Consider the following 25345-nt stretch of genomic DNA (forward strand, 5'->3'; position numbering starts at 1 on the left):
ACACCTGCAGCACCGACCAGGTCTGCCGCTACCTATAGCAGCGCCCCGATCGAGAGGTCTGAGAACTATGAGTCGTCTCCGGTGATCCCCGGGCGGAGAGGACGGACTCGAGACCATCACCGCGACATCGGATGACCGCCGCCAAACAGCACTGCAAGAACACCGCCAAAGAGCGTCATCAGTCACAGGTGCGCGCCGTGAGATGTCGGGAAAGCTCCGGTGCTCAAAACCCTTGTCAAAACCCCATTCTGTGCAAAACCTCCACTATAGGTTTTTGAGCAAGTCGGGTAGACTAGAAGCAACGAGGGAGGCCACCATGAGCGTCAAGACCGCCAGCACCATTTCCGCGGCCGAGCGCGAACTGCGCGAGCGCGTCGTGGCCGACGCCGCACACAGCTCTGCGATGGAAGGCCTGACCGCCGGTCCCGAGTACCGCGCCGACGCGGCCGCCTACGCGGCGGGGGAGTTCGACGTCGACGAGCTGGGACGCCGCACACGGGCCCGCTGGGGCCTTGCCTGATTTCGTCGACCCGTACCTCGAGCCCGAATCGGGCATCCTCCGCAACCGGCTCGGCCTGACGGACCGCGCCACGCTGGATCGCGCCGAAGCGGAACTGACCGAGTGGCGACGGGCCGAGATGATCACCCGTCCGGTGAAGGTCACCGGAGATCTCCGACAGCTCCAGGCAATCCATCGGCAGCTCTTCCAGGACGTCTACGACTGGGCCGGCCAGCTGCGCACCGTCGACATCCGCAAGGGCACCGACCCGGGCGCGGAGTTCTTCATGCCTGTGTCCCGGCTGGAGTCCGGCGCCGGGTTCGCGTTCGCGGAGCTCGCGGACGAGCACCAGCTGCACGGCCTGGACCGTGACCGGTTCGTGGATCGCCTGGCGTACCACTACGACCAGGTGAACTACCTGCACCCGTTTCGGGAGGGCAACGGCCGCACGCAACGGATCTTCTGGACGCAGGTCGCCGCCGGCGCCGGATTCGACCTCGACTGGAGCCGTGTCACCGGGGCGGAGAACGACCAGGCGTCACGTGCCGCGATGGAACGACAGGACTTCACCGAACTGCGCGGGATCTTCGACCGCATCGTGCAGCCCGCCGCGGGGGGCCGGCTCTCCCCGGAACGGATGGAGCAGCTGCGCGCGTTCGCCAACCTGAGCAGCAGCGTCGCGCCGGGACGCTCCGCACCGTCGATGTCGACGGGCCGCTCGCGCCGGCTGACGACGCCCGGCCGTGAAGCGGAACAGGGGAGGGACCTATGACCGTCGTCGGATATGCCCGAGTGTCCAAGCGTGAGCAGAACCCGAAGGCGCAGGAGGCCGAGTTGCACGCGGCAGGAGCGGAGCGTGTGTTCGTCGACCACGGCGACTCCAGCCGGGTCAAGGATCGCCCGCAGTGGGTCGCGTGCATGGACTACCTCCGCGCCGGCGATGTGCTGGTGGTGCGCCGCCTCGATCGGCTCGGCGGGACCGAGCGCATCCTGATTGAGACGCTGCATGAGCTGGAGGACAAGGGCGTCGATATCAAGAGCCTCACCGAACCGGTGATCGACACCACGACCCCGATGGGCCGTGCCTTGTTCGGCATCGTGGCTGTGTTCGCGCAGCTGCGCGTCGACACGATCCGGGAGAACACCCGGCTCGGTCTGGAGTACGCACGCGCCCAAGGTCGCGTCGGTGGCCGGCCCACGGTGATGAGTGTCGAGCGGATCGAAGTCGCCCGGCAAATGCGCGCTCAAACCCCGCCGGCGACGTGGGAGACGATCGCCAAGACGTTGCAGGTCAGCTCCGCCTCCGTTCGCCGCGCGCTCGCCCAAACCGAGAACGTGAGCGCGTAGACGTCTGAGGCGAACTAACTAGGCCTTCATTACTCGCCCGTCGAGGCCTTCGTAAAGGTCGAAGTTTCGCTCCCCGATGAGAGCTACGAGCGTGTCAAACGCCTCTGAGAGGGGGACTTCGTTCTCGAGGTCGTTCGCTTCGTATGCCCGGAGGGACGGCATGGTGTCATTGAGATCAGCCAGCAGCACATAGAACTTCTCGTACTGCTCGTCGCGGCCCGCGGGATCTTGCCGACCGGTGAAGAGCCGTAGGCGCGGACCGGCGTTAAGGAACGTCGACTTGCGTCGACCTGTTCCATCATGAGCGGCACCGGCGTCGAAGATGAGTAGCGCAGCCAGGACCGCGTAGGGGAACCTGCGGTGCAGCGTGACCGCCTCATTCAAAAGGTCCGCGCGCCGGTTCGTCAGGTTCTTTTGGAAGTTCTGAGTGCGGCTGTCTTTGAAGAGAATCGTCTTCACGCTCACAGCGAGAATGAGCCCCGACTCCTCGGTCGCCCAGGTGACGTCGACCTTCTTCGCACCGATCCCCCCGGCAAGACGACGCTCCGCGCCGCTGAGACCGACCTCACCGGGACCCGCCGGTCGTGCCCCATCCATTCCTCGAGCGCGGAGTTCCGCTGCGACCGCCAGCGCGACGGCGGCCGACAGCTTCTCGTTGTAATTCTTCTTGGTGGCCTGGGGTGCGTCATTCCCCGGCTTGGAGCCGCACGACTTGAGCGCGGCAAGAAGGCGATCATCAATAGCTGCCACGTCGACTCCTTGCCTCACGGCGGCCAGCGAGCGCGGCACGAGCAGCGCGGATCTCGGCCACTTCTGGGCGGCGCATTCCGAGCGACCCCACTAGCAGCACATCATCTACGAGTTTGGCTGCCTCCAGCACCTTTCCAGTGCGGAGCTTTCCTGCGACCTGGGGACGTATGGCCAGCAGATCCTCACGAGCGGCTGCAATCGTCGAGGGGGAGGGAAGTGCCCATAGATCCGCTTCGCCCGGTTCCATCTTCAGCATGCCACCGCCGTACGCACGACCGGTGAACTCGGCGCCGAGCATCGTCACTGAGTTCAAGGCCGCGACAGGAAGAAGCTCGTGCGCCAAGTCGCGGTGCGCATCGTTGAGGTACACGCCGTGCACCGAGTTGAGGTGCAGCGCGCCAGCCGTGTTGGTGGTGAGTCGTGGCGTGTCTGCGTTCATGTAGGTGAGCAGCAGATCGGCCCGCGAGACCAGCGGGACGCGCCACCACTCCTTGCGGACACGACATTTGTACGCTCGGTCCACGCCGTCGTCCTCACCCTGGCGGATGTACCGCCACGCGGCCTCGGATGGATTGCCCGAGGGCCGGAACAGGATGGTCCGTTTACCTGCTCGGCCAAGCTCGCTGTGAGCTCGCGTGGAGAACTCCAGGCCGCGAAGGTGGCTAGATCCAGGAGGGGAGAGACGGAGGACATCGGTAGGGCGCAACTCCAGCTCAGACACCTCGGCGGGGCTCAGAGCGAAATACTTATTGTTGCCAGTGACCATGCCGAGCGTCGTCTCGCCCCAGGTCTTGAGAGCGGCAAAACGCCCGTCCAGCACGAGCTTGGCATAGATACCGGCAGCCTCTGGACTGACCGTGGATCCTGACCACTTAGCGGATGGATCCGAGGGTGCCCAGGTCGCGGCTGACGGAAGTTCGACAGATAGAGCGGCTGCGGTCGCGACTTGGCGGATGCGCGCATGGTCGGTCGAGCCGCCATATCCGTCCGCGAGAAGGAGCAGTGCCTCCGTCTCCGCCTCCGCAAAGACCCGCTCCTCGAACAGGATGAGGTCTACCCGCGCAAAGTTCTCGAAAAGGAACCGCCGCACGGGTGCCGCGTAGTTTGCGTGCAGAAGCTCCGCGGGCAGCACAAAGCCGAGACGTCCGCCATGCCGAAGACTCAACGCACCGTGCACGGTGAACGCCGCCCAGGAAGAGGCAAGCCCCGACAGCGCGACGCCACCGCGTAGTGCGGCTGCGCGAGCCTTGGCCCGCGCATCTCCAGAGAAGTCCTGGAAGCGGATATAGGGAGGGTTACCGACAACTGCTGAATATTGACCGTCCGCGGGTGCGTCGAAGAAGTCCCCCACGGTCATGTCGGCGTCTCCGCCGGCTGCGGCCACCCGACTCACTCCGAGACGAGCGCTCCAGTCATGCAGCTCCACTCCAAAGACCTGCGGCGCTGGTACTCCTAGCGCCTGGAGGCGGGCAGTGGCGTGAACAAGAAACTCCGCGTCACCCGCGGACGGCTCCAGCACTTTGTCGTTCCTGGAACGTACAGCCCAATCGACGATGAACGAAGCGATCTCGGGGGGCGTGAAGAAGGCGCCGCGCGACTTGCGGAGTCCAGCGCTGTCGAGGGGGTCACGCGCGCCGGAATTCACACTCATTATCTTGCCTGGTCCGACCGACGTTCCTCGGGAGGGCTGGCGGCGATGTCTCTCATCGAGCCGACGTCGTAGCTGCCTCTTCGACCACCGAGTCGCGGGCGTAGCGGATGAGTCCGCGGCCGAGGTCGTGGAACGTGGGCCCGACGTTCTGGCCACGCCACCGCCGCAGCTCTGCCACGTCGCGGCCGAGAATGACTGCCGCCTCGTCGGGGGTGAGAAGAGCGGGTGCGGGGGAGTGCTCGTGCAGCATCAGTCGCTCTCCCTCGTGAGTGTGTCGATCACCGTCACGAACTCGGTTCCGGGGACCGTCACCGAGTTCGCGAACCGGTACCCGTGCCGGCCGTAGTCGTGGAGCTGTTGGTCGCGTTCGGCGACCTTCTGCGCCAGCCGGTAGTGATCGTTGTCCCCGCTGGGGAATGTGGTCTGGATCGTGGCGAAGCTCACTATCGTGCTCATCGCTCACACCGCCTCGACTTGACCAGCTCGTCGATCCGGTCAGGTCGGAAACCCGACCACGGATCGCCGGCGCCCTCGACCACCGGCGCCTGTAGGAAGCCCGACTCTTTGACGTGCTCCAGCGCCACCGGATCACCGGCGAGGTCGACCACCCGGTACGCGATGCCGGCTGCATCGAGCGCCCGCAGCGTCGCCGTGCACTGCACACAGCCGGCCTTGGAGTACACAAGCAAGCGGAGTTGCATCGGATGACTCAATGGTGTCGTGCCTTCAGCGTCCCGCACCGCACACCGCGGGGGCGCCTCGTCGAGCTGGCAGCGGGGTGATTGCCTCGGCCTTCAGGGGCATCGCTTGACGATTCCCTGATGAGGGGGTGGATCGACGCTGGGGACGCCGGTGGGGACGACAGTGCCCAACCATGGTTGTCTCGTTGCGTTGGTAGACTCTGTGATACGTTCACAGCATGTTTGATGCATCTGACGCAACGGCGAGGTTTGGTTGGTGATCCGCGAGGTGCGGTCGCTGGCACCGGTGTTGCTCCTGGATCCGGCGCGGTCGACGTTTGACGAGATGCTGCGCGGGTACGCCGTGTCGATGCGGTCTCGCGGCTTGTCGGAGGGCACGATCCGGGTGAGTCAGTACGGCGTGAAGCGGTTCTTCCGGTTCGCGGGCACCTACCCGTGGGAGTGGCGGCCGCAGGATGTCGAGGATTTCACGTCGTCACTGCTGTCTGGTCCGCAGCCGTTGGCGCATTCCACGATCCGCGGCTACCACCAGGTCTTGAAGGGCTTCTGCGGGTACATCTCGCATCCGGCCTACGACTGGGTCGACGTCTGCCTGGACCGGTTCGGGGCCGCGCCGGCGCAGATCTGTCATCCGTGGAACACGTTCGCGCACCTGGCGGAGTTCGAGGCGAAGCCGGCTCGGCGACCGTTCGGCTACGACGAGCTCGAGGCGTTCTTCGCGCACGCCGATCAGCGAGCCCACGACCTGCTCGCTGATCGCAAGAAGGGTGCTCTGCCCGCACTGCGGGATGCGCAGTTCTTCAAGACGGTCTACGCGTTCGGGCTTCGGCGGCGCGAGGCGGTGATGCTCGATCTGAACGACCTCCGTCCCAATCCCTACGTGCCCGAGTGGGGCGCGTATGCGAAGGTGCACGTCCGTTACGGCAAAGCGATGAAGGGGTCGCCGCCGCGCCGCCGCACCGTGCTGGCATGCCCGGAGTTTGCATGGGCTTCGGAAGGACTGCGCTACTGGGTCGAGGAGGTGCGCCCACGACTGGCCGGTGACAGCGATGCGCTCTGGATCAGTGAGAGGCGCGCCCGGATCACGACCCGCACGGTCGATCAGCGGTTCGCGGAGATCCGCGACGCGGCCGGCCTGGATCGCGCGCTGACGTTGCACAGTCTCCGCCACTCTTACGTGACTCATTTGATCGAGTTCGGCTACGCCGCCCAGTTCGTGCAGGAGCAGGTCGGCCACAATCACTCGTCGACGACTGCGATCTACACGTCGGTCGGTGACGACTTCAAGAACCGGATCTTCCAGGAAGCGCTGCGCCGCGTGCTCGGAGAAGGAGCGACCGCATGACCCGTCAGTTCGATTGGCACCTTCGCCGCAAGCTCGCCGAGCGCGGCATCTACAAGACCACCGAGCTGGTGCCGCTGCTCGCCGAGCAGGGAGTGCAGCTGTCACGCGAGCAGGTCTACCGGCTCGTGACGGCCGCACCGCAACGCCTGAACATCGAGGTCCTCGACGCGCTCTGCGTCATCTTGGACTGCACTCCGAACGACCTGATCACTTTCACCGTCGCGGCCCGCCAGCAGCCGAAGGCCGTCGGCGGCGCCACGGTCACCGACATCGGCACGCTCAAGACTGTTCCCGCGCGGATCACCCGGCCCGACAGGTCGTGACCTCGCCACCATCCACCGCACTTCCTGACAACATCGCCACGCTGCTCGGCCACGGGGAACCGTGGACGACGATCGGCGCGGAAGGAGTGCGTGAGCTTCTCGAGCAGCTCGCCCCTACGGCGGCGGGGCAAGCGCATCTTCGACGTTTCCTCGCCGATGCCGACGTTGCCTGGCCCACCGACGCGGATCCGCAGCTTCCCCGTCAGGCGCAACGGCTGCTGCGGCTGCTCCGAGACCGCGGGATCCCGGTCGCGCTGCCGGTCTGCAGCGGCTGCTGCCGGGAACAGCTGCTCACCCAGACGCTGGAGGACGGCCGCCGGGTCTGCGATAACTGCCGCGACGCTCGATACACCCGCCGCTGCGACGGCTGTGACCGGATCCGGGTGATCTCGCACCGCCGCGACGGGAAGAGCTTCTGCGGCACCTGCCGCCGGCGACGGCCGGAGGCGAAAGAGACCTGCATCCGCTGCGGGCAGGACCGGCTCGTCCACAACCGCACCCCGGACGGCCCGGTCTGCCCCCAGTGCGCGCCTGGCAAGGTCGAGCCCTGCGTGCACTGCGGCCGCGAACGACGAGTCCGAGTCCGCTTCCTCGGCGGTGTCACCTGCGAACCCTGCTTCAACATGATCCGCGGGACACGCCGCCCCTGCCCGCGCTGCGGCGCTGTCGGCCTAGTCGCCTCCGTCGCGGACGACGGCACCCTCGCCTGCTCCACCTGCACCGGAGTGAGATCCCGGTTCATCTGCACCGACTGCGGCGTCGAGGACATCCGCAACGGGAAACGTTGCTACCCTTGCCTCGCACGCATCGCCCTGGATGACCTGTTCGCGGCCGGAACACCCGCCCGCCGCAAGGCTCTCGAACCGCTCCGGCAACGCCTGCTCCACCACCCCGAGCCCAAGAGCATGGCCCGCTGGCCCGGCCGCAGCGCCTCCGCCACGATCCTGCGCGAGATCCTCATCGAAGACATCGACCTCACCCATGCAGCGTTGGACCAACACCCCACCGTTCAGGCGGCGAGCCTGCTCCGCCACGCGCTCGTCGACGTCGGCGTCCTCGACCCGCGTGACACCACATGGGTGCAATTCGTGGCCTGGATCGACACGTTCCTCGAGCACCGCCCCGAGCACCTGATCCGCACCCTCGGGCCGTTCTGCCGGTGGCACGTTCCCGCCCGCACCCGCCTGCTCATCCAACGCAACGGGATCACCGACGGCACGTTCGTCCGCGCCCGCCGCATCTGCCGGATCGCCGCCCACTTCCTGGCCGACCTCGACACTCACGGCCTCGAGCTGAAGACCGCCTCACAGCACGCCGTAGAGTCCTACCTCGACCGACACCCGCGCAACTTCGAACCGCTCGCCGTGTTCCTGCGCTGGGCGTCGCAGAGCGGCGCGGCCGATCGCATCCACCCGGTCCCTTCCCCCTACGCCGACCCCTACACCGCCTACCCGATCGACACCTACCGGGCATGGATGCGCCGGTTCGCCACCGACGAGACGATCCGGCTGCGGACCCGCATCTGCGGGCTGATCGCCGGGATCACCGGCAGACCCACCACAACGATCGCCGCGCTCACCACCGCCAGCATCATCGATGACGGCGACCAGATGCGTCTCCGACTCGGACTCACCCCTGTCCAACTGCCACCGCCGTTGCCGGCGCTGATCAGGCTGCAGCTCGCAGCACCACGGCGATGGGACACGGCATCGACCTGGCTGTTCCCCTCGAAACTACGCGCCGGCGCACACGTCCACGCCAGCCGCTTCGCCGCCGACCTGCAGAATCTCACCTGCCGCGTCGTCGGACTGCGCGGCGCAGCACTCCTCAACCTCGCCGCGACGATGCCCGTTGGCCCGCTCTGCGACCTCACCGGCATGTCACCGAACGTCGCGGCGCGCTGGCAGCTCGTCGCCGCATCCGCCTACGCGCAATACCCCGCGATGCGAATGTGAGCCTGGACAATATCCGGGTAGCCGCCGCGAGAGGCTCTACAGCAGACCGATCAGGACGCCGCCAGCGGCACCGACGAGCACCACGACCCAGGGAGGCAACTTCCAGGACACCAGGAGCACGAAGCAGATCACGGCGAGACAGAACGATCCGGCGTCGGTGATGGCGGTGGTGAACACGGGTGAGTAGAGCGCGGCGGCGAGGATGCCGACAACGGCTGCGCTTGCGCCGCGCATGACGGCTTGCGCCCACGCGTGTCGGCGGAAGGTGTTCCAGAACGGCAGCACTCCGAGCAGCAGCAGGAAGCCGGGCAGGAACACTGCGATGAGGGCGATGAGTGCGCCCCAGATTCCGCCGGGGCCGGTGTCGGCGATCGCGCCGAGGTATCCGGCGAAGGTGAACAGCGGGCCGGGGACGGCTTGGGCGACGCCGTATCCGGCGAGGAACTGGGCGTTGGTGACCCATCCCGGGTCGACGACCCCTGCCTGCAGCAGCGGGAGCACCACGTGTCCGCCGCCGAACACCAGTGCGCCCGCGCGATAGAACGCGTCGAACAACGCCACACCGCCCAGACCGGTCGCTGCAGCGATGATCGGGGCGCCGATCAGCAGCGCGGCAAACACGGCCAGGCTGGTGATGCCCGCGGCACGTCGGACCGGGAAGTGGAGCATGTCGGGCCGGTCTTCCACGGCGGCGCGGCAGAAGATCAGTCCACCGAGCGCGCCGATGAGGATTGCGGCGATCTGCCCGACCGATCCGACCATCAGCATGGTGGTGAGCAGGGCGATCACGGCGATGCCGGCGCGGGGCCGGTCGGGGGTGAGGGTTCTCGCCATGCCCCAGACCGCTTGGGCAACGATCGCGACGGCGACGATCTTCAGCCCCGTAAGCAGACCTTCGCCGATCGGGCCGGCGAACCAGGACGCGCCATAGGCGAAGGCGACCATCAGCGCCGCGGACGGCAGCGTGAAGCCGACGAACGCGGCGATCGCGCCCCATCCGCCGGCGCGCAGCAGCCCGACGCCGAACCCGACCTGGCTGGAGGCGGGGCCGGGCAGGAACTGTGACAGCGCGACCAGGTCGGCGTATTCGCGGTCGTCCATCCACTTGCGGCGTTCCACGAACTCTGTGCGGAAATAGCCCAGGTGCGCGACCGGGCCGCCGAACGAGGTGGTCCCGAGCTTCAGGAACACCAGGAACACTTCCCACACCGTGCTGCGGGCCGTGACCGTCGATGCCTGCGTCATGACTGCTCCTGTTCCTGAGTAGGGGCCCGGCGGGCGTCTCACACCCTATCTAAGATAGACTCGCGTCTATGAATCAGGTGGTGGAGGCGACGGCGCTGAGCGTGCTTGCCGATCCCACCCGTGCCCGGCTCGTCCAGCTCATCCGGGACGCCGAGGGCGGGCGCGCTTTGGTCGGCCGACTGGCGGAGCAGCTCGGGTTGCGTCAGCCCACGGTCAGCCACCACATGGCGGCGCTGCACGCCGAGGGCCTCGTGATCCGGCAGCCGGAGGGGCGCCGGGTCTGGTACTCGATCAACCCGGACGAAGCCGACCGCGTCACCGCGCTGGTCGGCACCCCGGCCTTCGCCGCGGAGGAGCCGGATTGGGGGCGGGTGGCTGACGACCTCGCCGCCCGTTATCGGGGCGTCTTCAGTCGCGAGACGGTCGCCCGGTTCCTCGCCGACTCCCGGAACCTGCTCGCCGCCACCGGCGCCCCGCTGCTGGCCTCTCGCGCCGCGGCATTCGCGGCATCCCGGCTGGACGCCCTGCACCGCACCGAAGGCAACTCGATCGGGACGCCGTCGGTGTTGTTCGTCTGCGTCCAGAACGCCGGCCGCTCCCAGCTGGCCGCGGGCATCCTTCGCCAGCTCGCCGGCGACAAGGTCACGGTCCGCACCGCCGGGTCCGCCCCTGCGGCCGAGGTCCGCTCGGCGATCGTGACCGCGTTGGACGAGATCGGCATCACCCTCGGCAACGAGTTCCCCAAGCCACTCACCGACGAGACCGTCAAGGCGGCGGACGTCGTGGTCACGATGGGCTGCGGCGACGCCTGCCCGGTCTATCCCGGACGCCGCTACCTCGACTGGGATCTCGACGACCCGGTCGGCAAGCCGCTCAGCGTGATCCGTGAGATCCGCGACGACATCGACCAGCGCGTCCGCGGCCTGCTTGCCGAACTCATTGGCGCATCCGTCACGTAATCCATAGATGATGGTCTATGCTTTCTGGTGAGAGGAAGCGAGACCCGTCATGAGTGAGAAGCCCACCGTCCTGTTCGTCTGCGTCCATAACGCCGGCCGCTCGCAGATGGCCGCCGGCTACCTGCAGTCCCTCGCCGGAGATCGGGTCGAGGTGCTCTCGGCGGGGTCCGCACCGAAGGACCAGATCAATCCGGTCGCCGTCGACGCGATGGCCGAAGAGGGCATCGACATCGCCGGCGGCACCCCGAAGCTGCTCACCGTCGACGCCGTCCACGAGTCCGACGTCGTGATCACGATGGGCTGCGGCGACGCCTGCCCGATCTTCCCCGGCAAGCGTTACGAGGACTGGGAACTCGACGACCCCGCAGGTCAGGGCATCGACGCGGTCCGGCCCATCCGCGACGAGATCCGCGCCCGCGTCGAGACCCTGATCGCCGAGCTGCTCCCCGCCGGGCGGGCGGCATGAACGCGCATCGCGGCCAGGACGGGCTCCTCTCGCCGGATTTGGTGCTGCACCGCGCCGCCGAACGGCTCGCACACCAGTTCACCGGGACGGTCAACGAGGAGACCGTCGAGCGGGTCGTGTTCGAGTCCTACACCGCCCTGGCCCGCACCGCCGCCGTCACCACCCACCTACCCACAGTCGCGGAGAAGTTCGCCCGCGACCGGCTCACAGCCCTCGCCCAGTCCCGCGGTCTGATCGCGAAGCCGGTCCCGGAGATCCTCTACGTCTGCGTCCAGAACTCCGGCCGCTCGCAGATGGCCGCCGCGATCACCAGGCACCTGGCCGGTGAGAAGGTCCATGTCCGCTCCGCCGGCTCCCACCCCGCCGCCGGACTGCTCCCCGGTGTCGTGACCGTGCTCGAAGAGGCCGGGATCGACGTCGCGGACGAGTTCCCCAAGCCGCTCACAGACGATGTCGTCCGCGCCGCGGACGCCGTCGTGACGATGGGGTGCGGGGACGCCTGCCCGCTCTATCCAGGCAAGCGCTACCTCGACTGGCAGCTGAATGACCCCGCAGACCTCGACCTGGACGGGATCCGCGCCGTCCGCGACGAGATCCAGCAGCACGTCGAGCAGCTGCTCACCGAGCTCACCCCGAGCGTTCCGGCCGCCCGGTCGTGACGGGGCTCCCGCTCTGGCGGCGCGCTCTCGCGGAGTTCCTCGGCACCGGGCTGCTGGTCACCGTCGTGGTCGGCTCCGGAATCGCCGCGCAACGCCTCTCCACCGACATCGGGTTGCAGCTGCTCGAGAACTCGCTCGCGACCGCGCTCGGCCTCGGTGTCCTGATCGTGCTGCTCGCGCCCGTCTCCGGCGCTCACTTCAACCCCGTCGTCTCCGTCGCCGATACGCTCCTCGGCCGCCGCGCCGGCACCGGGCTGTCGGCCGGAGACCTCGTGGTTTACCTGCCGGCACAGATTCTGGGCGGGATCGGTGGCGCGGTCCTGGCCAACGCGATGTTCGCCACCCCTACCGCGATCTCGACCACCGACCGCGCCACCGCCGCGACGTTCCTCGCCGAGATCGTCGCCACCGCCGGGCTCGTGCTCCTGATCATGGGGCTCAGTCGCACCGGCCGGCCCGCACCAGTGATCGCGACGGCCGTTGGGGCATACATTGGCGCGGCCTACTGGTTCACCAGCTCCACCGCGTTCGCCAACCCCGCCGTCACCATCGGCCGGATCTTCACCGACACGTTCGCTGGCATCGCCCCTGCCTCGGTGCTGCCGTTCCTCGTCGCTCAACTCCTGGGCGCCGGCGCCGCGATCGCCCTCACCGGCGTGTTGTTCCCCCGGCCGCGGAGATTCTCCAACGACCCGTTGGACAATTCGCGGGTGCCTTGACTTGGCCCCCTGATAGCTTGCTCTGCCCGGGACGCACGGAACCCGCGAAGTCTAGGGAAAAGCTAGACATCGCACGACTTCGCTAGATTCGCCACTCGTCCCGGTAGTCGGGGTGATCTGCATGGGCGAACGTGAGCTCCCGCAGCACCACCTCCAGCGTCTCTGCCGTCGCGGGCGCGGCAGTGCGGAACGCCTCGACGATCCGGCGCTTGGCAGCGCACTCGGCACGCACGCGCTGATAGTCGATCGCGACGATCATCCGCTCTGGGTCGAACGCGAACTGCGTTGCCCACACGCAGAACCCGATATCAGCCGTCGGCGACACCGCCGCGACATGGTCCGCGATCCGCTCATCCTCCTCGACCCTCCCCAGCAGAAACTCCACCAGCGCCGTCGCCTCGCTCGTCATGGCTACCTCCCCCTCGATCGAGAGCAACCTGCCAGCATCGCACACCCAGGAGTTGGTGCAACGACCCGTTGCACCAACTCCTGCTCGGACTCGCGCACACCATAACTGCGAAGTCAGCCGACATTGCCCAGTGCGATAGAGGAGTTGCACCAGACGGTCAGCGGTTGGGCGTGAGGAACGAACTGGTGACAGTTTCGGTTTAGGCCGCGAGTGTGTGCGGCTCGGCTAGCTTGGCTTCGAATTCGATGGGCGTCAACCCGCCGAGGGTGTCCTGGGCTCGCTGGCGGTGATACTTCCGCTCGATCCACACGACGATCGCGAGCCGCAGGTCTTGCCGGGTCGTCCACCGCTGCTGGTTGAGCACGTTTGTCTGCAGCAGTGACCAGAAGCTCTCCATGGCGGCGTTGTCCCCGGCCGCGCCGACGCGGCCCATCGATCCGACCATGTCGTGACGGCGCAGCTCGCGGGCCATCGCCCTGCTACGAAACTGGCTGCCCCTATCGGCATGCAGGATGCAACCGGCAACCTCACCGCGGCGCGCGACTGCGTTGCGGACGGCATCGACGGCGAGCTTCGCGGTCATCCGGTCGCTGATCGAGTAGCCGACGATGCGGTTGGAGAACACGTCCTTGATCGCGCAGCAGTAGAGCTTGCCTTCGCTCGTGCGATGCTCCGTGTAGGGTCGGCCAGCAGCGCCCTGTCTGGCTTGCGCCGGGTGGGTTTCTGCTGGCCGCCCTCCGAACCGGACGTGCCCATTCCTGAGCATCCGGCTCTCCATGCGATCACGCCGTGACGCTCGCCCAGGGGTTCGGGATGCGGGTTCCTCGGTAGCGGTAGCGGGTCACGGGGACCTGCCAGGCACGGAAGAACTCGATCCCCTCGGCGCGGATCTGCCACCGGGGCAGGTGCCGTCTGACGAGGGTGCGCATATTCAGCTTCGGGTGCCGCTTCTTCAGCCAGCCCACGATCCGCCAGAAGGCGAAGTGATCGATGACGGTGAAGACGCGTTTGACCACGCCGTGCTGGAAGTAGGCGCACCAGCCCCGCAGCGCCGGGTTGAGGCGGCGCAGCAGGTCGGCGAGCGTTCGATGGGATGCCCGGCGGGTCAGCGTCCGCACCTTGTCCCGGATGGAAGCCAGCGACTTCCGTGACGGGTAGGTGTAGATCGCGGTCTTCCCGCCATGACCTCTGATCCGGCGGCGCTGGATGCGCCACCCGAGGAAGTCGAACCCGGTGTCTATGTGCGTGACCGTCGTCTTCTCGACCGACAGGCGCAAACCCATCGGCGCGAGCACGGTGGCTGTTTCGTCCCAGAGCGCTTCGGCATCCTCGCGGGTGCCGCGGACGAGGACGACGAAGTCGTCCGCGTAGCGGACCAGCTTCATCGTCGCGCCCCCGGCGCGTTGATGCTTCGTGCGCGACCATTGCGGGCCGAGCATGTCCCACTTGCGTTGGAAGTGCTCGTCCACCACGGACAGGGCGATGTTCGCCAGCAGTGGCGACAAGATCCCGCCTTGCGGGGTGCCGGTGAACGTGTCCCTGTTCACGCCGTCCTCACTGAGGACGCCCGCTCTCAGGAACCCGCGGACCAGACGCAACACACGCTTGTCGACGACCCGCGCCCTGACGCGCTGCATGAGCGCGTCGTGGTCGATCTCGTCGAAACACGCGGTGATATCCGCTTCGAACACCTGCACGTAGCCACGTGAGGCGTAGTAGTGGATCTCCGCGATCGCGTCCTGCGCCCGCCTGCGCGGCCGGAACCCGTACGAGGACGGCTGGAAGTCGGCCTCGAAGATCGGTTCCAGCACCAGCTTCAAAGAGGCCTGAACGATCCGGTCCGTCATCGTCGGAATCCCGAGCTTGCGGACCTTGCCGTTCGCTTTCGGGATCGACTTCTGACGCACCCGCTCTGGGACGAACTCGCCGTGCTTCACGCTCTCGCGCAGCTCGGCGAGCATCCCGTGCACCTTCTCCGGCGGGACGGATCGCGGGGCGATTCCGTCGACTCCGGCGGTGCGGCCTCCCTTGTTGCCCGCCACCCGGCTCCACGCCGCAACGAGGAACCCGGGGTCATAGACCAGGTTGAACACATCATCGAAGCGACGACCGGGGTCGGTCGTCGCCCATTGGTGCAGTTTCGTCTGCATTCTCAGTACCCGCGCCCACGCCTCCTGAGTATCGGCTGGCCACGGAACATCCGCATTCACGGTTGTGTCTCCCTTACTGCTTGTCGATCCTGCGATCACACTGGACCCCTTCGCCATGCGGCCGGCTTTCCCGGCCTCGGACTACTACGGGCCCTCCGTCCCATCCCGGCCCGATCAGCAGGCCGTGCGCTCAGCCCTCGGTGTCGTCGCTGGCGGCGACGCACCTCCGGCGAGGCCGGGATAGTTCCCACGTTCACTCTCGAACCCTTCGACGGGATCGGCACCCAGTTATGCCCCAGCATCCTCGCCACGGCTACGCCGCAGGCTTTCACCGTGGCCTCCCGACCGGCGACATCACCCAGCCCAGGAGTTCCCCTCACCGCCGAAGCCGTGAAGGTGCGCGATGCAACCCGACCCGCATCCGCCAGGTTGGAGTCGGTGGTCTCGTATTGAGAGGCTTTCAGCCACTGGTTCCTATCCGTATGCCTCTCCGTCTCGCTAGCCGAGCCCGCACCATCTGGCAGTTCTGGCACGACTCGTCGTTGTCGAGGACTGCTCCACCCAACCCGCTCACGCCAACGGGCCAGATCGTCCTCCAGCTATCACACGCCTGCTGCGACAGACGCCGAGCGGTGTCCTTTCACCACCGCAAGGTTCAAGAGCGCCTCGTGGCGCTCGATGTCCGTGAGCCACAGCCGGTTCGGGGCATCGGCGCGGAACACCCGCTGCACGTGATCGTCGAACACCGGCGGGCCGGCCTTCTTGCCCTTCCCACGTCGCCGGCGCTGCGCGGACGAGAGGATCCCGGCCTGCGAGCACAGCTTCCACGCCGTCCGCCGGCTCATCCGCCATCCCGCCCGACGGGCTTCGTCGGCAAGGTATCGATACCCGAACGTCGGGTCGTCGTGATGCGCGTCATGCAGCGCGTTGATCCGATACGCGCGGAGCACGTCCGCGTCCCGGACAGGGGCGTTGCGCCACCGGTAGTAGGGCTGTCTTGCGAGCTTGAGGACCCGGCACGACACCGTCACGGGAATCCCCGCTTCGGCGAGCTCAGCAACGAGCGGGTACGTCATTTTGGGGAGCCACCAAGGCGCAGGTTCGCCTGCGACAGATACGCCGCCGCACGGCGGAGGACCTCGTTCTCCTGCTCCAGCAACCGGATCCGCTTCTTCAGCTCCCGAGCCTCGGCCGCGTCCGCCGCGGTCTGACCAGGTCGATTGCCGTCTTCAACATCGGCCTGGCGGAGCCAGTTCTGCAGGGTTGCTTCACTGATGCCGAAGTCGATGGCGATCTGTTTGATGGTGACGCCGCTCTCGCGGCTGCGAGCGACCGCGACAACGTCTTCGCGGAACTCTCTGGGATAGGGACCGGGCATGATGACATCCTCCCCGTCAGCGCCTCCCGACACTAACGATCAGTTGTCACCGATCCGTTCCTCACGCCCGCTGCCCGCAGAGGTTGTCAGCTCGCCGTCGAGAGCCCTCCCGCCGCTCCGCGACTGACAGCTCCGCACGATTGGAGCCAATGAGGTGGTGCGCCAGTCCTGGGCGTGGTGTCGTTAGCTCTGTTGGGTTCGTGGGGTCTCGGCCGCATTCATCCAGTTCGCGAGGAGTTGGAGGTTTTCGGCGGATCGAGATGCGGGCTCGACGGTGTAGGCGATGATCGTGGTCCCGGGCTCGCTTGCGAGGTTCAACGCTTCTCCGGTGACTTCGACGTCGCCGACCTCGGGATGATGGAACGTCTTGGTGGCACTGGTGTGCAGTCGGACGTTGTGCGAGGCCCACCAGGTGCGGAAGGCGTCGCTGCGGGTGCTGAGCTCGCCGATCAGGTCGGTGAGGCCGCGGTCGAAAGGGTTGCGGCCGGCCTCGATCCGAAGAGCGGCGACGGTGTCGCGGGCGACTTGCTCCCACGCGGCGTAGAAGGTCTGTGCGTGGGGGTCGAGGAAGATGTAGCGCGCCAGGTTGGGGTGGTCTGTCTTCAGGCCGGGCAGCAGCGCCGCGCCGAGCCGGTTCATCGCGAGGATGTCGTATCGGTCGTTCCGCGCATACGCGGGTATCTCGGTCATGCCGTCCAGCAGCCGTTGGGTGATCTGACGGGTCCGTGGGCGGGAGGGCCGGCGGGCCGCCGACGGGGTCGCCGTCGCGGAGACGGATCGGGCGAGGTCGAACAGGTGCGTCAGCTCGGCCTCGTCGAGACGCAGTGCGCGGGCGATGGCATGGAGCACCGGTTCGGATACGCCGTCGAGCATGCCGCGTTCCATGCGGTTGTAATACTCAGCACTCACCCCGGCGAGAGTGGCGACCTCCTCGCGGCGCAGACCCTTGACGCGCCGGCCGGTGGCCGCCGGCGACAGACCCACCGCGTCAGGAGTGAGCCGCGCACGGCGACTCTTGAGAAAGTCGCTTGCTTCGGCTCGGGCATCCATACACCCCAGCGTAGGTCCGCGGCGCGGAGTCCTAACAGGCACTGTCAGTACACCAAAGAGCCCGGTCTGGTCCGCAGCGTCAGAAGGATGTTGCATGGTTACAGGCCGGCGCTCTTGTCCTTTGCGAACCCCGACACCGCGCTCAATGACCTCCGGTGGTCACCCCGACCGTCCTACGAAAGGAACTCCCTCATGAGCAGCATCCCTACCGTCACTTTGAACAACGGTGTTGAGATGCCGATCCTCGGCTTCGGCGTCTTCCAGATCCCGGCGGAGCAGACCGAGCAGGCGGTCCGCGATGCGGTCACAGCGGGCTACCGGCTGATCGACACGGCCGCTTCCTATGGCAACGAGGAGGCCGTCGGCCGCGCGATCGCCGCGAGTGGTGTCCCGCGCGAGGAGCTATTCATCACCACCAAGCTGTGGATTCAGAAGCGTGGCGAGCAGGGCGCGGTGGAGGCGTTCGAGACGTCGATGACGAAGCTCGGTCTGGACTACCTGGACCTGTACCTGATCCACCAGCCGTTCGGCGACTACTACGGCGAGTGGCGGGCGATGGAGAGGCTGTACACGGAGGGCCGCATCCGAGCGATCGGGGTCTCCAACTTCGCCTCGGACCGCTTCGTCGACCTCATCGCGTTCAGCGACGTCGTCCCGGCCGTGAACCAGGTCGAGACCAACCCGTTCCAGCAGCAGACCGACTATCAGCAGCTGCTCAAGGCAGAGGGAACGCAGATCGAGGCGTGGGCGCCGTTCGCCGAGGGCAAGAACGACCTGTTCAGCAGCCCGATCCTCACCTCCATCGGCGAGAAGTACGGCAAGGGTCCAGCTCAGGTGATGCTGCGCTGGCTCGTGCAGCGCGAGGTGGTCGTCGTGTCGAAGTCGACCAGGCTGGAGCGGATGCAGCAGAACATCGACGTGCTTGACTTCGAGCTCACCGACGGCGACATGGCGCAGATCGCCACCCTCGATCAGGGCGAGTCGCAGTTCTTCTCCCACGCCGACCCCGACATGGTCCGCTGGCTCACCGGACGCGCGGAGGCGTGACCCTTGCGGCCGAACCCGTCGAGGCGTGCCATGCTGCGCACGGCCCTCGGCGTGCTCTCCGTGGGCGCCCTGGCCGGGCTCGCCGCCTGCGCGCCGCCGCTTGCGCAGCGCCCGATGAGCACCCCCACTAGCAGCGCATCGGGTTCCGGCCGCGTGCTGCTGGTCTACTTCTCCCGCGCCGGTGAGAACTACTACTACGGCGACCGCCGCACTCTCGACGTCGGCAACACGGAGGTCGTCGCCCGCATGATCTCCGACCGGATCGGCTGCGACGTGTTCCGCATCGAGGCCGCCGACCCCTACCCGGCCGACTACGAGCAGACCGTCGCCCGCAATGTGCGCGAGGAGCAGCAGGACGCCCGCCCCGCGATCGCCGGCACCATCCCCTCGCTCGAGGACTATGACACCATCGTCCTCGGCAGCCCGGTCTGGAACGTGCGCGCGCCGATGATCATGTGGACCTTCGCCGACGCCGTGGACTGGTCGGGCAAGCGGGTGCTGCCGTTCGTCACCTACGCCGTCAGCGACTTCGGATCGGTCGTGGACGACTACACGAAGCGGCTCGGCGCCGCGACCATCGGCGAGGGCCTCGCGGTCCAGGGGGAAACCGCGACCGACGCCACCGACGACGTCGCCCGATGGCTCGCACACGTCGGCCTCGACAAGAAGGAAGCACAGAAATGAGCACCAGCTGGACCCAGGACGAGCTTGACAGGATCGGCGCCGCATCGCCGGACGCCGCATCGCCGGACGCCGCGACGACGGCAGCCTCCGCAACCTCGTGACCATCTGGCAGGTGCGGATCGGCGATGAGCTCTACGTCCGATCGGTGAACGGCCCCGACGCAGCCTGGTTCCGCGGCACACAGATCCACGGCGAAGGCTATATCGAGTCCGGCGGGGTCTCCACGGACGTCACGTTCATTCGAGACGATGAGCACGACGCCGAGATCGACGCCGCCTATGCGGCGAAGTACGGCAGCTCCAGCGAGGGCGTCCGGCGGATCACCCGCCCGATCGCCCTCGGAACGACGCTCCGGATCGGCCCGAAGTAAACGGATCGGCCCCACATCGCATGCGGCCACCATTCGCGGGCCACCGAACCGAGAGGAACACCATGAAGTACACACGACTCGGCAACTCCGGCCTGAAGGTCAGCCGCATCGCCCTGGGATGCATGAGCTTCGGCGACCCCGCGAGCGGACACCTCTCGTGGACGCTGCGGCAGGGTGACGCCCTCCCGTTCTTCGAGCAGGCGCTCGACAAGGGCATCACCTTCTGGGACACCGCAAACGTCTACTCATACGGCGACTCTGAGCGGATCGTCGGCGAGGCGCTGCGCCGCTTCACCCATCGCGACGAAATCGTGCTGGCAACCAAGGTGTTCATCAAAGTCGGCGACGGCCCCGGAGACAGCGGCCTGTCGCGCAAGGCGATCATGCAGCAGATCGACGCATCCCTCAGCCGACTCGGCACCGACTACGTGGACCTGTACCAGATCCACCGCTTCGACCCCGAGACACCGGTCGAGGAAACCATGGAGGCCCTACACGATCTCGTGAAGGCAGGCAAGGTCCGCTACCTCGGCGCATCCGCGATGTGGGCATGGCAGTTCGCCAAGATGCAGCACGCCGCCGACTTGCATGGATGGACCCGATTCGTCTCCATGCAGGACCAGTACTCGCTGCTCTACCGCGAGGAGGAACGGGAGATGTTCGGACTGCTCGCCGACCAGGGCGTCGGCAGCATCCCCTACAGCCCCCTCGCGAAGGGACGAGTCGCGCGGCCCGCAGGCGAGCAGACCAAGCGCTCCTCCGACGACCCGATCGGCAACAAGCTCTTCAACGACCCCGAACGTGACCGGCCCGTCATCGACGCCGTGCAACGCATCGCCGAGGCACGAAACGTTCCTATGGCGCAGATCGCCATGGCGTGGGTCCTCAGCAACCCCGTCGTGACAGCGCCCATCATCGGTGCGACCAAACCACACCACCTCCACGACGCAGCCGCCGCGGTCGACATCGAGCTCACCGACGCCGAGCTCACGGCACTGAACGAGCACTACCGCGTCCGCGATGCCGGCGGATTCTAGAGGCGCCGGAAAACGATCGCTTCTGGCGGCCTCTCGGTGGCCGCCGACGAATTCTCGACAGGCCGACGACCGACCCACGAAAACCGTGCCCCCAAACTGCGGCGAGCATGATCCCGCAACGGACGGGTCGACCGCGCGGTCGACAACCGTGCACTACCTGCCTGGTCAGAAGGCATATCTGCAGCAGAAAGAATGGGAGATCGCAGCGAACCACCACATGGAATCTCTGACCCAGGTAGCTGCGGGTGCTCCGAGCAACAGCCAGTTCGTTCGCAGAGTCCGGAAGAACTCGGCACAGGGCAGTGCGTCCTAATGGTCGACAGCCCTCGCGATGCAACCGGCGCTCGGCGCTGTCCCGATCGTTCCTACGCACCTGCTTCTCGTGAACCGGCGAGATGAGGTGGGTGCTGTGAGCGACGAGCGCCTGACGCAGGCGATGCTCATGCTTGACGACGGGCTTCGGCGCATTGCACGGCGCCACAGCGAGGACGTGAGCCTGTTGGAGGAAGATCCCGAAACGTTCGGCGCTGGGCATTTCGTCTTCTATCCTGCCGAGCACTCCCGCGCCCGGTTCGCAATCGAGGAGCAGTACGCCGCCGGGAGGGATTGGTCTGATCCAGAACGCCTGCCTGTTTCATGGCTGTGGCGAGCCGAACGCATCACCCGCCAGGCAGACGGAACACATGTGTGGGCGCTAGAGCGGCATGGCGAGACCTTTCCGGAAGACCTTGCTGGACTGCTGGTGGAAGTCGAGAAGTGGACGCGCAAGGTGCGCAATCAGAGCTCTCATGCGGATGCTTTCCAACGTCCAAGGCGGGACGCTCGAACCCCGCCGCAGGGTCATGTGCTTTGACCGTCTCTGCCTAACCGGAAGTCCGGTAACGCATCGCTCGTATAGCACTCTCAGACCTGCTTGCCACCTGACTTCGGTTTCGGCTGCGCGACGTCGTGTGGGCCGATCCGCGCACCTGCTCTGAGGACGGTCGCTTCCCACCGTCCTTTGCAGAGTCAGGAGGACGACCCATGTCAACGTCGATCGCATCGCCACCCGAGCCCCGCGGTGTGCATCCGCCCGGCGCGGTGATCCGTCGTCTCGCTGCCATCCTCGTCGCGCTGCTCGTGCTGGCGGGTACGGTCGTGCTCGGTGCGGCCCCGGCGCACGCGGGCAGCCTGGGGACCGGCTACTACGGTGACTCGGGTTTCCTTGGGGCATACAACACGGACGTCGACGGTCGGCAGGGGTATTGCATCGACCTCGGCGCGAACTCCCCGTTCGATCCCACGTCTGGGCCGCAGACGGTGACCTCCCTGGACTCGCTCTCCCGCCAGCAGCTCGCGGAGCTGAACTACGTGCTGGACAGGTGGGGCCAGTCGGGCGATCCCACCCTCACCGCGGCGGTCGCGCTCTACGTGTGGTCGGTCGCCGATCCGGGCGTCTACAACAGCCACGGGATGTCGGGCGATGACTACTACGTCGCCCGAGCGCCCGTAGGCGTGCGCGGCGCGATCCTGGCGAACCTCGCGGTCATGCGGCAGGAGGCCGCGGTCAACGCGGTCACCGATCCGTCGCTGTCGCTGAGCATCGCCATGTCGGATCAATACGCTGGCACGCTGACGGTCGCCGCGCACCCGGTGTCGCTGCAGGGTGGGGCGACGCTCGCGGGCGCGGTGTTCGCGGACGGGTCGACGTCGCGCACGCTCGGCGTCGGGCAGTACGGCATCACGGGAACCCCTGCCGACGAGGCGCCGTCCTACCGAATCGAGGCGAGCATGAGCGTCGCCGCGGCCGGGTACGGGGCGCAGGTCGACCTCTACACGACGCCGGGAGCGCAGCGTCTCATTGCGGCAGTCGCTGGTTCCTCGACAGGGCTGTCGGCCCAGGCGCGGACGCCCATGATCGACTTGGACTTTCAGCCGCAGATCGCCACGCAGGTGTCCTCCCGCTTCGTCGCGGAGGGCGACACGTTCACCGATCAGCTCTCCGTGACGCTGACGAAGGGGACTTGGATCAGGCTCGACGGCGTGCCGGTCCCGATCACCGCGACGGGAACGCTGTTCGGCCCGTTCGATGAGCAGCCCGCCGAGGCCGATGCAGCGCCGGCCGGCGCGCCGGTGGCCGGTCAGGAGACGGTCACACTGACCGGCGCCGGCTCGTACACCTCGCCCGGCACGGTGACCGCGGCTGAGTCTGGCTTCTACTCCTGGGTCTGGACGATCGACAAGGCGGCCCAGGGCGCCAACGGCCGGTATCTGACCGACTCGTTCACCGATCGCTTCGGGCAGGTGCCGGAGAGCAGCGTCGTCCCGTTCCAGCCGGTCGCCGTCTCCGAGGCGGACCAGCACCTCGCGGTGCCCGGTGACGCGCTGACCGACACGATCACGGTCTCCAGCACGAACGGCGCGTGGCTCAAGCGCGACGGCGCGTACATCCCGGTCGTGTTCGAGGGCACCGCCTATCAGGTGCCGGGCACGGTGCCGCCGGCGCAGGCGAGTTTCGCGGACGCCGGGGCGGTGCCGCTGGGCACCGTCACGATCACCGCGGACGGTCCTGGTGTGTACACATCGCCGGAGGTCGTGGCGCCGCAGGGCGGTTTCGTGACTTGGGTGTGGCGGGCGCACACGGCGACACAGCCGGAGTGGGTGCGCGACTACCTCGCCGCGGACTGGACCGACGACTACGGCATCACGGTCGAGACGACCTCCGTGCGCTGGCCGATCACGACGACCTCGCTGATGCGCGAGTACAACGTCCACTCCGGCGGCAGGGCGTTCGACACGGTGACGGTCACGGGCTTCCCGGCCAACCACGGGCAGTTCGAGGGCGACGGGTATTGGCAGGCCGACAACGACGAGGTGACTCACACCGTGTACGGGCCATTCGCGACGGACGACGTACTCACAGACGACCTCGAGCTGTCCGACGCGCCCGTGCTGACCTCGATCACGACCCCGGCGCGCAACGGCGTGTACCGACTCGGCTATACCGATGCCGACCGAATCACTCCGACCGAGCCCGGCTTCTACGTCCTCGTCACGACCTTCGACGGTGACGACCGGGTGCAGCCGTATCGTTCCTCGCCCGCCGACGTGCTGGAGCGGTTCTTCGTGCCGCCGACGCCGGAAGTCGAGCTGCCGGTCACGGTCATCACCCAGGCGACGGCGACCGCGCGCGTGGGCGAGCCGTTCGCGGACACGGCCCTGGTGCAGGGCACGATCCCCGAAGGGACGTACCTCCAGTTCCGCGCCTACGGCCCCGAGCCGGTCGACGCGGAGCCGAACTGCACGACCGTGCTCTACGAGAGCGAGTCGATCCCGGTCACCCAGCCGGGCGTCTACGCCTCGGGCCAGACCACGACCGACCAGCCGGGCAACGTCTACTGGATCGAGACGCTCTACGACGCGGACGGGACGATCCTCGTGCAAGGCACCTGCGGCGCCCCCGGCGAGACCACCGTGGTCACCGAGCAGCCCGAGCAGCTGACGGTCACGACGCAGGCCGTCGCCGAGGTCACCCTCGGCGAGCCCGCGCATGACCTCGCCCGCGTCAGCGGGACGGTCCCGGACGGCACCACGCTCGTCTTCGAGGCATACCGGGAGGACGGGGAGACGGCGACCTGCACGGCCGACGAACTCGCGTTCCGCACTGAACCGATGCCGCTGGACGGCCCCGGCGAGTACGCCTCCGAGGAAGTGGTGTTCGAGCAGGTCGGCACCTACTACTGGATCGAGACGCTGTTCGATGAGAACGGCACTGAGATCCACCGCGGCCTATGCGGAGCGCCCAACGAGACCACGGCCGTGATCCCCGTTCCGGAGACGCCCGAGACGCCGGACCTGCCGCCGTCGCTGGCGCTGACCGGCGCCGGGGATTGGATGCTCCCGTTCGGCATCGCTGGCGGCATCTTCGCCCTGGCCGGCGTGCTCACGTTGTGGTTCGGCCGTCGCCTGGCGATCTACCGCGAGCGCAATGGCTACGTGCGAGAGGAGGACGAGGACTTCCTGGCACTGTTCGACGAGCAGCGCTGATCGCAGACACAGGTGCGGGCACGGTCGTTGACCGTGCCCGCACCTTCACCTACGCGTCAGTTGACGGTCGCGCAGTCAGAGCAGCGACCGAACGCCTCGAACACCTGGAGCGTGATCGCGTAGAACGCAGCGCCGCCACCAGAAGCACAGCCCTGGGCCGGCGGCACGATTGACTCGCAGCGGATCGCGACGCTCTCCGGGGTAGTCAGGGCCGGGAGGGTTCAGTCGCCGATGCCCAGGTGCTTGCCGAGCTCGGCGTACAGATCGAGCACCCGCGCGGCATCGATGCTATATCGGGTGCGCTGTCCGCGACGGGCGAGCTCGGGAGCTGGGTCAGGGACGACGACGCCGAGCGCGGTCAAGCCGGTGAGGTGGAACTGCACGGTCTTGGGCACCAGGCCCAGGGCGGTCGCGAGCTGTCCGCGAGTGGCTGGTCCGTGCTCGTGGATGTAGCCAATGATCGCGACCCGGACCCCGTAGCCGAACGCGCTCACGGCGTCACCGACCCCCGGAGGCAGGTCGGGGCGAACGTGTTCAGGCACCCCTCCATTCTGCCGGAGTCGCCTCGTCGTCTC

At 67.3% G+C, this 25345-nt stretch carries 28 protein-coding genes and 1 pseudogene; 16 read left to right on the forward strand and 13 right to left on the reverse strand.

Features of this window, described 5'->3' with window-relative positions:
* Positions 1-316 precede the first annotated feature (316 nt).
* From QM517_RS00005 to QM517_RS00015, 3 genes are read left to right on the forward strand one after another with little or no spacing between them, the layout of a single operon-like run.
* Positions 317-520 carry a hypothetical protein gene (locus QM517_RS00005; RefSeq protein ID WP_283284245.1) on the forward strand — a complete coding sequence of 68 codons (204 nt, stop codon included), beginning with the start codon at positions 317-319 and terminating at the stop codon, positions 518-520.
* Positions 513-1271, forward strand: coding sequence for a Fic/DOC family protein (locus QM517_RS00010; protein WP_283284247.1), 759 nt, complete (start codon positions 513-515; stop codon positions 1269-1271). The genes QM517_RS00005 and QM517_RS00010 overlap by 8 nt, the downstream gene beginning before the upstream one ends.
* On the forward strand, positions 1268-1846 hold the full coding sequence (locus tag QM517_RS00015) for a recombinase family protein (protein WP_283284249.1): 579 nt from the start codon (positions 1268-1270) through the stop codon (positions 1844-1846). The genes QM517_RS00010 and QM517_RS00015 overlap by 4 nt, the downstream gene beginning before the upstream one ends.
* An 18-nt stretch (positions 1847-1864) precedes the next feature.
* On the opposite strand, the gene QM517_RS00020 is transcribed toward QM517_RS00015, so the two are convergent.
* Genes QM517_RS00020 through QM517_RS00040 form a run of 5 tightly spaced genes read right to left on the reverse strand, consistent with a single transcriptional unit; the run spans position 1865 to position 4948 of the window.
* Positions 1865-2596: a hypothetical protein gene (locus tag QM517_RS00020; protein WP_283284251.1), complete on the reverse strand. Its 732-nt coding sequence runs from the start codon at positions 2594-2596 to the stop codon at positions 1865-1867.
* Complete coding sequence (locus tag QM517_RS00025) at positions 2583-4247, reverse strand: HsdM family class I SAM-dependent methyltransferase (RefSeq protein ID WP_283284253.1); 1665 nt, start codon at positions 4245-4247, stop codon at positions 2583-2585. The genes QM517_RS00020 and QM517_RS00025 overlap by 14 nt, the downstream gene beginning before the upstream one ends.
* Before the next feature lie 52 nt (positions 4248-4299).
* Entirely contained in the window at positions 4300-4497 is a 198-nt protein-coding gene (locus tag QM517_RS00030; protein WP_283284255.1) for a hypothetical protein, read from the reverse strand.
* Positions 4497-4703: a hypothetical protein gene (locus QM517_RS00035; RefSeq protein ID WP_283284257.1), complete on the reverse strand. Its 207-nt coding sequence runs from the start codon at positions 4701-4703 to the stop codon at positions 4497-4499. Before QM517_RS00035 ends, QM517_RS00030 begins: the two co-directional genes overlap by 1 nt.
* The gene (locus tag QM517_RS00040) at positions 4700-4948 is read right to left on the reverse strand and encodes a glutaredoxin domain-containing protein (RefSeq protein WP_283284259.1); all 249 of its coding nucleotides are present in this window, start codon (positions 4946-4948) and stop codon (positions 4700-4702) included. The genes QM517_RS00035 and QM517_RS00040 overlap by 4 nt, the downstream gene beginning before the upstream one ends.
* Before the next feature lie 256 nt (positions 4949-5204).
* Here QM517_RS00040 and QM517_RS00045 point away from each other — a divergent pair, with 256 nt between their 5' ends.
* From QM517_RS00045 to QM517_RS00055, 3 genes are all read left to right on the forward strand, one after another.
* A complete protein-coding gene (locus tag QM517_RS00045; RefSeq protein WP_283284261.1) occupies positions 5205-6293 on the forward strand; it encodes a tyrosine-type recombinase/integrase in 1089 nt (362 codons plus the stop codon).
* Positions 6290-6616, forward strand: a complete 327-nt coding sequence (locus QM517_RS00050; protein WP_283284263.1) for a helix-turn-helix domain-containing protein — start codon at positions 6290-6292, stop codon at positions 6614-6616. The genes QM517_RS00045 and QM517_RS00050 overlap by 4 nt, the downstream gene beginning before the upstream one ends.
* A gap of 725 nt (positions 6617-7341) precedes the next feature.
* The gene (locus QM517_RS00055; protein ID WP_283284265.1) at positions 7342-8571 is read left to right on the forward strand and encodes a hypothetical protein; all 1230 of its coding nucleotides are present in this window, start codon (positions 7342-7344) and stop codon (positions 8569-8571) included.
* Positions 8572-8607: 36 nt separating this feature from the next.
* Here the strand turns inward: QM517_RS00055 and chrA are convergent, their stop codons facing one another.
* On the reverse strand, positions 8608-9816 hold the full coding sequence (chrA, locus tag QM517_RS00060) for a chromate efflux transporter (RefSeq protein WP_283284267.1): 1209 nt from the start codon (positions 9814-9816) through the stop codon (positions 8608-8610).
* A 68-nt stretch (positions 9817-9884) separates the two neighbouring features.
* Here chrA and QM517_RS00065 point away from each other — a divergent pair, with 68 nt between their 5' ends.
* Genes QM517_RS00065 through QM517_RS00080 form a run of 4 tightly spaced genes read left to right on the forward strand, consistent with a single transcriptional unit; the run spans position 9885 to position 12619 of the window.
* The gene (locus QM517_RS00065; protein ID WP_283284269.1) at positions 9885-10775 is read left to right on the forward strand and encodes a metalloregulator ArsR/SmtB family transcription factor; all 891 of its coding nucleotides are present in this window, start codon (positions 9885-9887) and stop codon (positions 10773-10775) included.
* Positions 10776-10824: 49 nt separating this feature from the next.
* Entirely contained in the window at positions 10825-11241 is a 417-nt protein-coding gene (locus tag QM517_RS00070; RefSeq protein WP_283284271.1) for an arsenate reductase ArsC, read from the forward strand.
* Positions 11238-11900 (forward strand): arsenate reductase ArsC, encoded by a 663-nt coding sequence (locus tag QM517_RS00075; protein ID WP_283284273.1) that lies wholly within the window; start codon positions 11238-11240, stop codon positions 11898-11900. Before QM517_RS00070 ends, QM517_RS00075 begins: the two co-directional genes overlap by 4 nt.
* Entirely contained in the window at positions 11897-12619 is a 723-nt protein-coding gene (locus QM517_RS00080; RefSeq protein WP_283284275.1) for an aquaporin, read from the forward strand. Before QM517_RS00075 ends, QM517_RS00080 begins: the two co-directional genes overlap by 4 nt.
* Before the next feature lie 82 nt (positions 12620-12701).
* Here QM517_RS00080 and QM517_RS00085 read toward each other — a convergent pair whose 3' ends face one another.
* The 6 genes and pseudogenes from QM517_RS00085 to QM517_RS00110 form a co-directional block, all read right to left on the reverse strand.
* Positions 12702-13028, reverse strand: coding sequence for a DUF6221 family protein (locus QM517_RS00085; protein WP_283284277.1), 327 nt, complete (start codon positions 13026-13028; stop codon positions 12702-12704).
* A gap of 199 nt (positions 13029-13227) precedes the next feature.
* A pseudogene (locus QM517_RS00090) lies at positions 13228-13704 on the reverse strand (transposase); the annotation flags it as partial.
* A gap of 106 nt (positions 13705-13810) precedes the next feature.
* Positions 13811-15238 carry a group II intron reverse transcriptase/maturase gene (ltrA, locus tag QM517_RS00095; protein ID WP_228179573.1) on the reverse strand — a complete coding sequence of 476 codons (1428 nt, stop codon included), beginning with the start codon at positions 15236-15238 and terminating at the stop codon, positions 13811-13813.
* Positions 15239-15780: 542 nt separating this feature from the next.
* Positions 15781-16254, reverse strand: a complete 474-nt coding sequence (locus tag QM517_RS00100; protein WP_283284279.1) for an IS3 family transposase — start codon at positions 16252-16254, stop codon at positions 15781-15783.
* A complete protein-coding gene (locus tag QM517_RS00105; RefSeq protein WP_283284281.1) occupies positions 16251-16556 on the reverse strand; it encodes a transposase in 306 nt (101 codons plus the stop codon). The genes QM517_RS00100 and QM517_RS00105 overlap by 4 nt, the downstream gene beginning before the upstream one ends.
* A gap of 183 nt (positions 16557-16739) precedes the next feature.
* A complete protein-coding gene (locus QM517_RS00110; RefSeq protein ID WP_283284283.1) occupies positions 16740-17606 on the reverse strand; it encodes a helix-turn-helix domain-containing protein in 867 nt (288 codons plus the stop codon).
* A gap of 192 nt (positions 17607-17798) precedes the next feature.
* Here QM517_RS00110 and QM517_RS00115 point away from each other — a divergent pair, with 192 nt between their 5' ends.
* From QM517_RS00115 to QM517_RS00140, 6 genes are all read left to right on the forward strand, one after another.
* Positions 17799-18653, forward strand: a complete 855-nt coding sequence (locus QM517_RS00115) for an aldo/keto reductase (protein ID WP_283284285.1) — start codon at positions 17799-17801, stop codon at positions 18651-18653.
* A gap of 30 nt (positions 18654-18683) precedes the next feature.
* The gene (locus QM517_RS00120; RefSeq protein WP_283284287.1) at positions 18684-19337 is read left to right on the forward strand and encodes a flavodoxin; all 654 of its coding nucleotides are present in this window, start codon (positions 18684-18686) and stop codon (positions 19335-19337) included.
* Positions 19338-19434: 97 nt separating this feature from the next.
* Positions 19435-19707: a DUF2255 family protein gene (locus tag QM517_RS00125; protein ID WP_283284289.1), complete on the forward strand. Its 273-nt coding sequence runs from the start codon at positions 19435-19437 to the stop codon at positions 19705-19707.
* Between the two features lie 62 nt (positions 19708-19769).
* Positions 19770-20744 (forward strand): aldo/keto reductase, encoded by a 975-nt coding sequence (locus tag QM517_RS00130; RefSeq protein WP_283284291.1) that lies wholly within the window; start codon positions 19770-19772, stop codon positions 20742-20744.
* 409 nt (positions 20745-21153) lie between these two features.
* A complete protein-coding gene (locus QM517_RS00135) occupies positions 21154-21597 on the forward strand; it encodes a hypothetical protein (protein WP_283284292.1) in 444 nt (147 codons plus the stop codon).
* A gap of 170 nt (positions 21598-21767) precedes the next feature.
* On the forward strand, positions 21768-24770 hold the full coding sequence (locus QM517_RS00140; RefSeq protein WP_283284294.1) for a hypothetical protein: 3003 nt from the start codon (positions 21768-21770) through the stop codon (positions 24768-24770).
* Positions 24771-24991: 221 nt separating this feature from the next.
* On the opposite strand, the gene QM517_RS00145 is transcribed toward QM517_RS00140, so the two are convergent.
* Positions 24992-25312 (reverse strand): helix-turn-helix domain-containing protein, encoded by a 321-nt coding sequence (locus QM517_RS00145; protein WP_259978006.1) that lies wholly within the window; start codon positions 25310-25312, stop codon positions 24992-24994.
* Between the last annotated feature and the right edge of the window lie 33 nt (positions 25313-25345).

It is taken from the genome of Microbacterium sp. IEGM 1404, from assembly GCF_030056775.1.
Taxonomy (GTDB): Bacteria; Actinomycetota; Actinomycetes; order Actinomycetales; family Microbacteriaceae; genus Microbacterium.

Excerpts from the sequence above, each read along its gene's own strand:
- QM517_RS00005 (WP_283284245.1), top strand. The coding sequence starts at position 317 with ATGAGCGTCAAGACCGCCAGCACCATTTCCGCGGCCGAGCGCGAACTG.
- QM517_RS00015 (WP_283284249.1), top strand. The coding sequence starts at position 1,268 with ATGACCGTCGTCGGATATGCCCGAGTGTCCAAGCGTGAGCAGAACCCG.
- QM517_RS00025 (WP_283284253.1), bottom strand. The coding sequence starts at position 4,247 with ATGAGTGTGAATTCCGGCGCGCGTGACCCCCTCGACAGCGCTGGACTC.
- QM517_RS00030 (WP_283284255.1), bottom strand. The coding sequence starts at position 4,497 with ATGCTGCACGAGCACTCCCCCGCACCCGCTCTTCTCACCCCCGACGAG.
- QM517_RS00035 (WP_283284257.1), bottom strand. The coding sequence starts at position 4,703 with ATGAGCACGATAGTGAGCTTCGCCACGATCCAGACCACATTCCCCAGC.
- QM517_RS00040 (WP_283284259.1), bottom strand. The coding sequence starts at position 4,948 with ATGCAACTCCGCTTGCTTGTGTACTCCAAGGCCGGCTGTGTGCAGTGC.
- QM517_RS00050 (WP_283284263.1), top strand. The coding sequence starts at position 6,290 with ATGACCCGTCAGTTCGATTGGCACCTTCGCCGCAAGCTCGCCGAGCGC.
- chrA (WP_283284267.1), bottom strand. The coding sequence starts at position 9,816 with ATGACGCAGGCATCGACGGTCACGGCCCGCAGCACGGTGTGGGAAGTG.
- QM517_RS00065 (WP_283284269.1), top strand. The coding sequence starts at position 9,885 with ATGAATCAGGTGGTGGAGGCGACGGCGCTGAGCGTGCTTGCCGATCCC.
- QM517_RS00070 (WP_283284271.1), top strand. The coding sequence starts at position 10,825 with ATGAGTGAGAAGCCCACCGTCCTGTTCGTCTGCGTCCATAACGCCGGC.
- QM517_RS00075 (WP_283284273.1), top strand. The coding sequence starts at position 11,238 with ATGAACGCGCATCGCGGCCAGGACGGGCTCCTCTCGCCGGATTTGGTG.
- QM517_RS00085 (WP_283284277.1), bottom strand. The coding sequence starts at position 13,028 with ATGACGAGCGAGGCGACGGCGCTGGTGGAGTTTCTGCTGGGGAGGGTC.
- QM517_RS00100 (WP_283284279.1), bottom strand. The coding sequence starts at position 16,254 with ATGACGTACCCGCTCGTTGCTGAGCTCGCCGAAGCGGGGATTCCCGTG.
- QM517_RS00105 (WP_283284281.1), bottom strand. The coding sequence starts at position 16,556 with ATGCCCGGTCCCTATCCCAGAGAGTTCCGCGAAGACGTTGTCGCGGTC.
- QM517_RS00110 (WP_283284283.1), bottom strand. The coding sequence starts at position 17,606 with ATGGATGCCCGAGCCGAAGCAAGCGACTTTCTCAAGAGTCGCCGTGCG.
- QM517_RS00115 (WP_283284285.1), top strand. The coding sequence starts at position 17,799 with ATGAGCAGCATCCCTACCGTCACTTTGAACAACGGTGTTGAGATGCCG.
- QM517_RS00120 (WP_283284287.1), top strand. The coding sequence starts at position 18,684 with ATGCTGCGCACGGCCCTCGGCGTGCTCTCCGTGGGCGCCCTGGCCGGG.
- QM517_RS00130 (WP_283284291.1), top strand. The coding sequence starts at position 19,770 with ATGAAGTACACACGACTCGGCAACTCCGGCCTGAAGGTCAGCCGCATC.
- QM517_RS00140 (WP_283284294.1), top strand. The coding sequence starts at position 21,768 with ATGTCAACGTCGATCGCATCGCCACCCGAGCCCCGCGGTGTGCATCCG.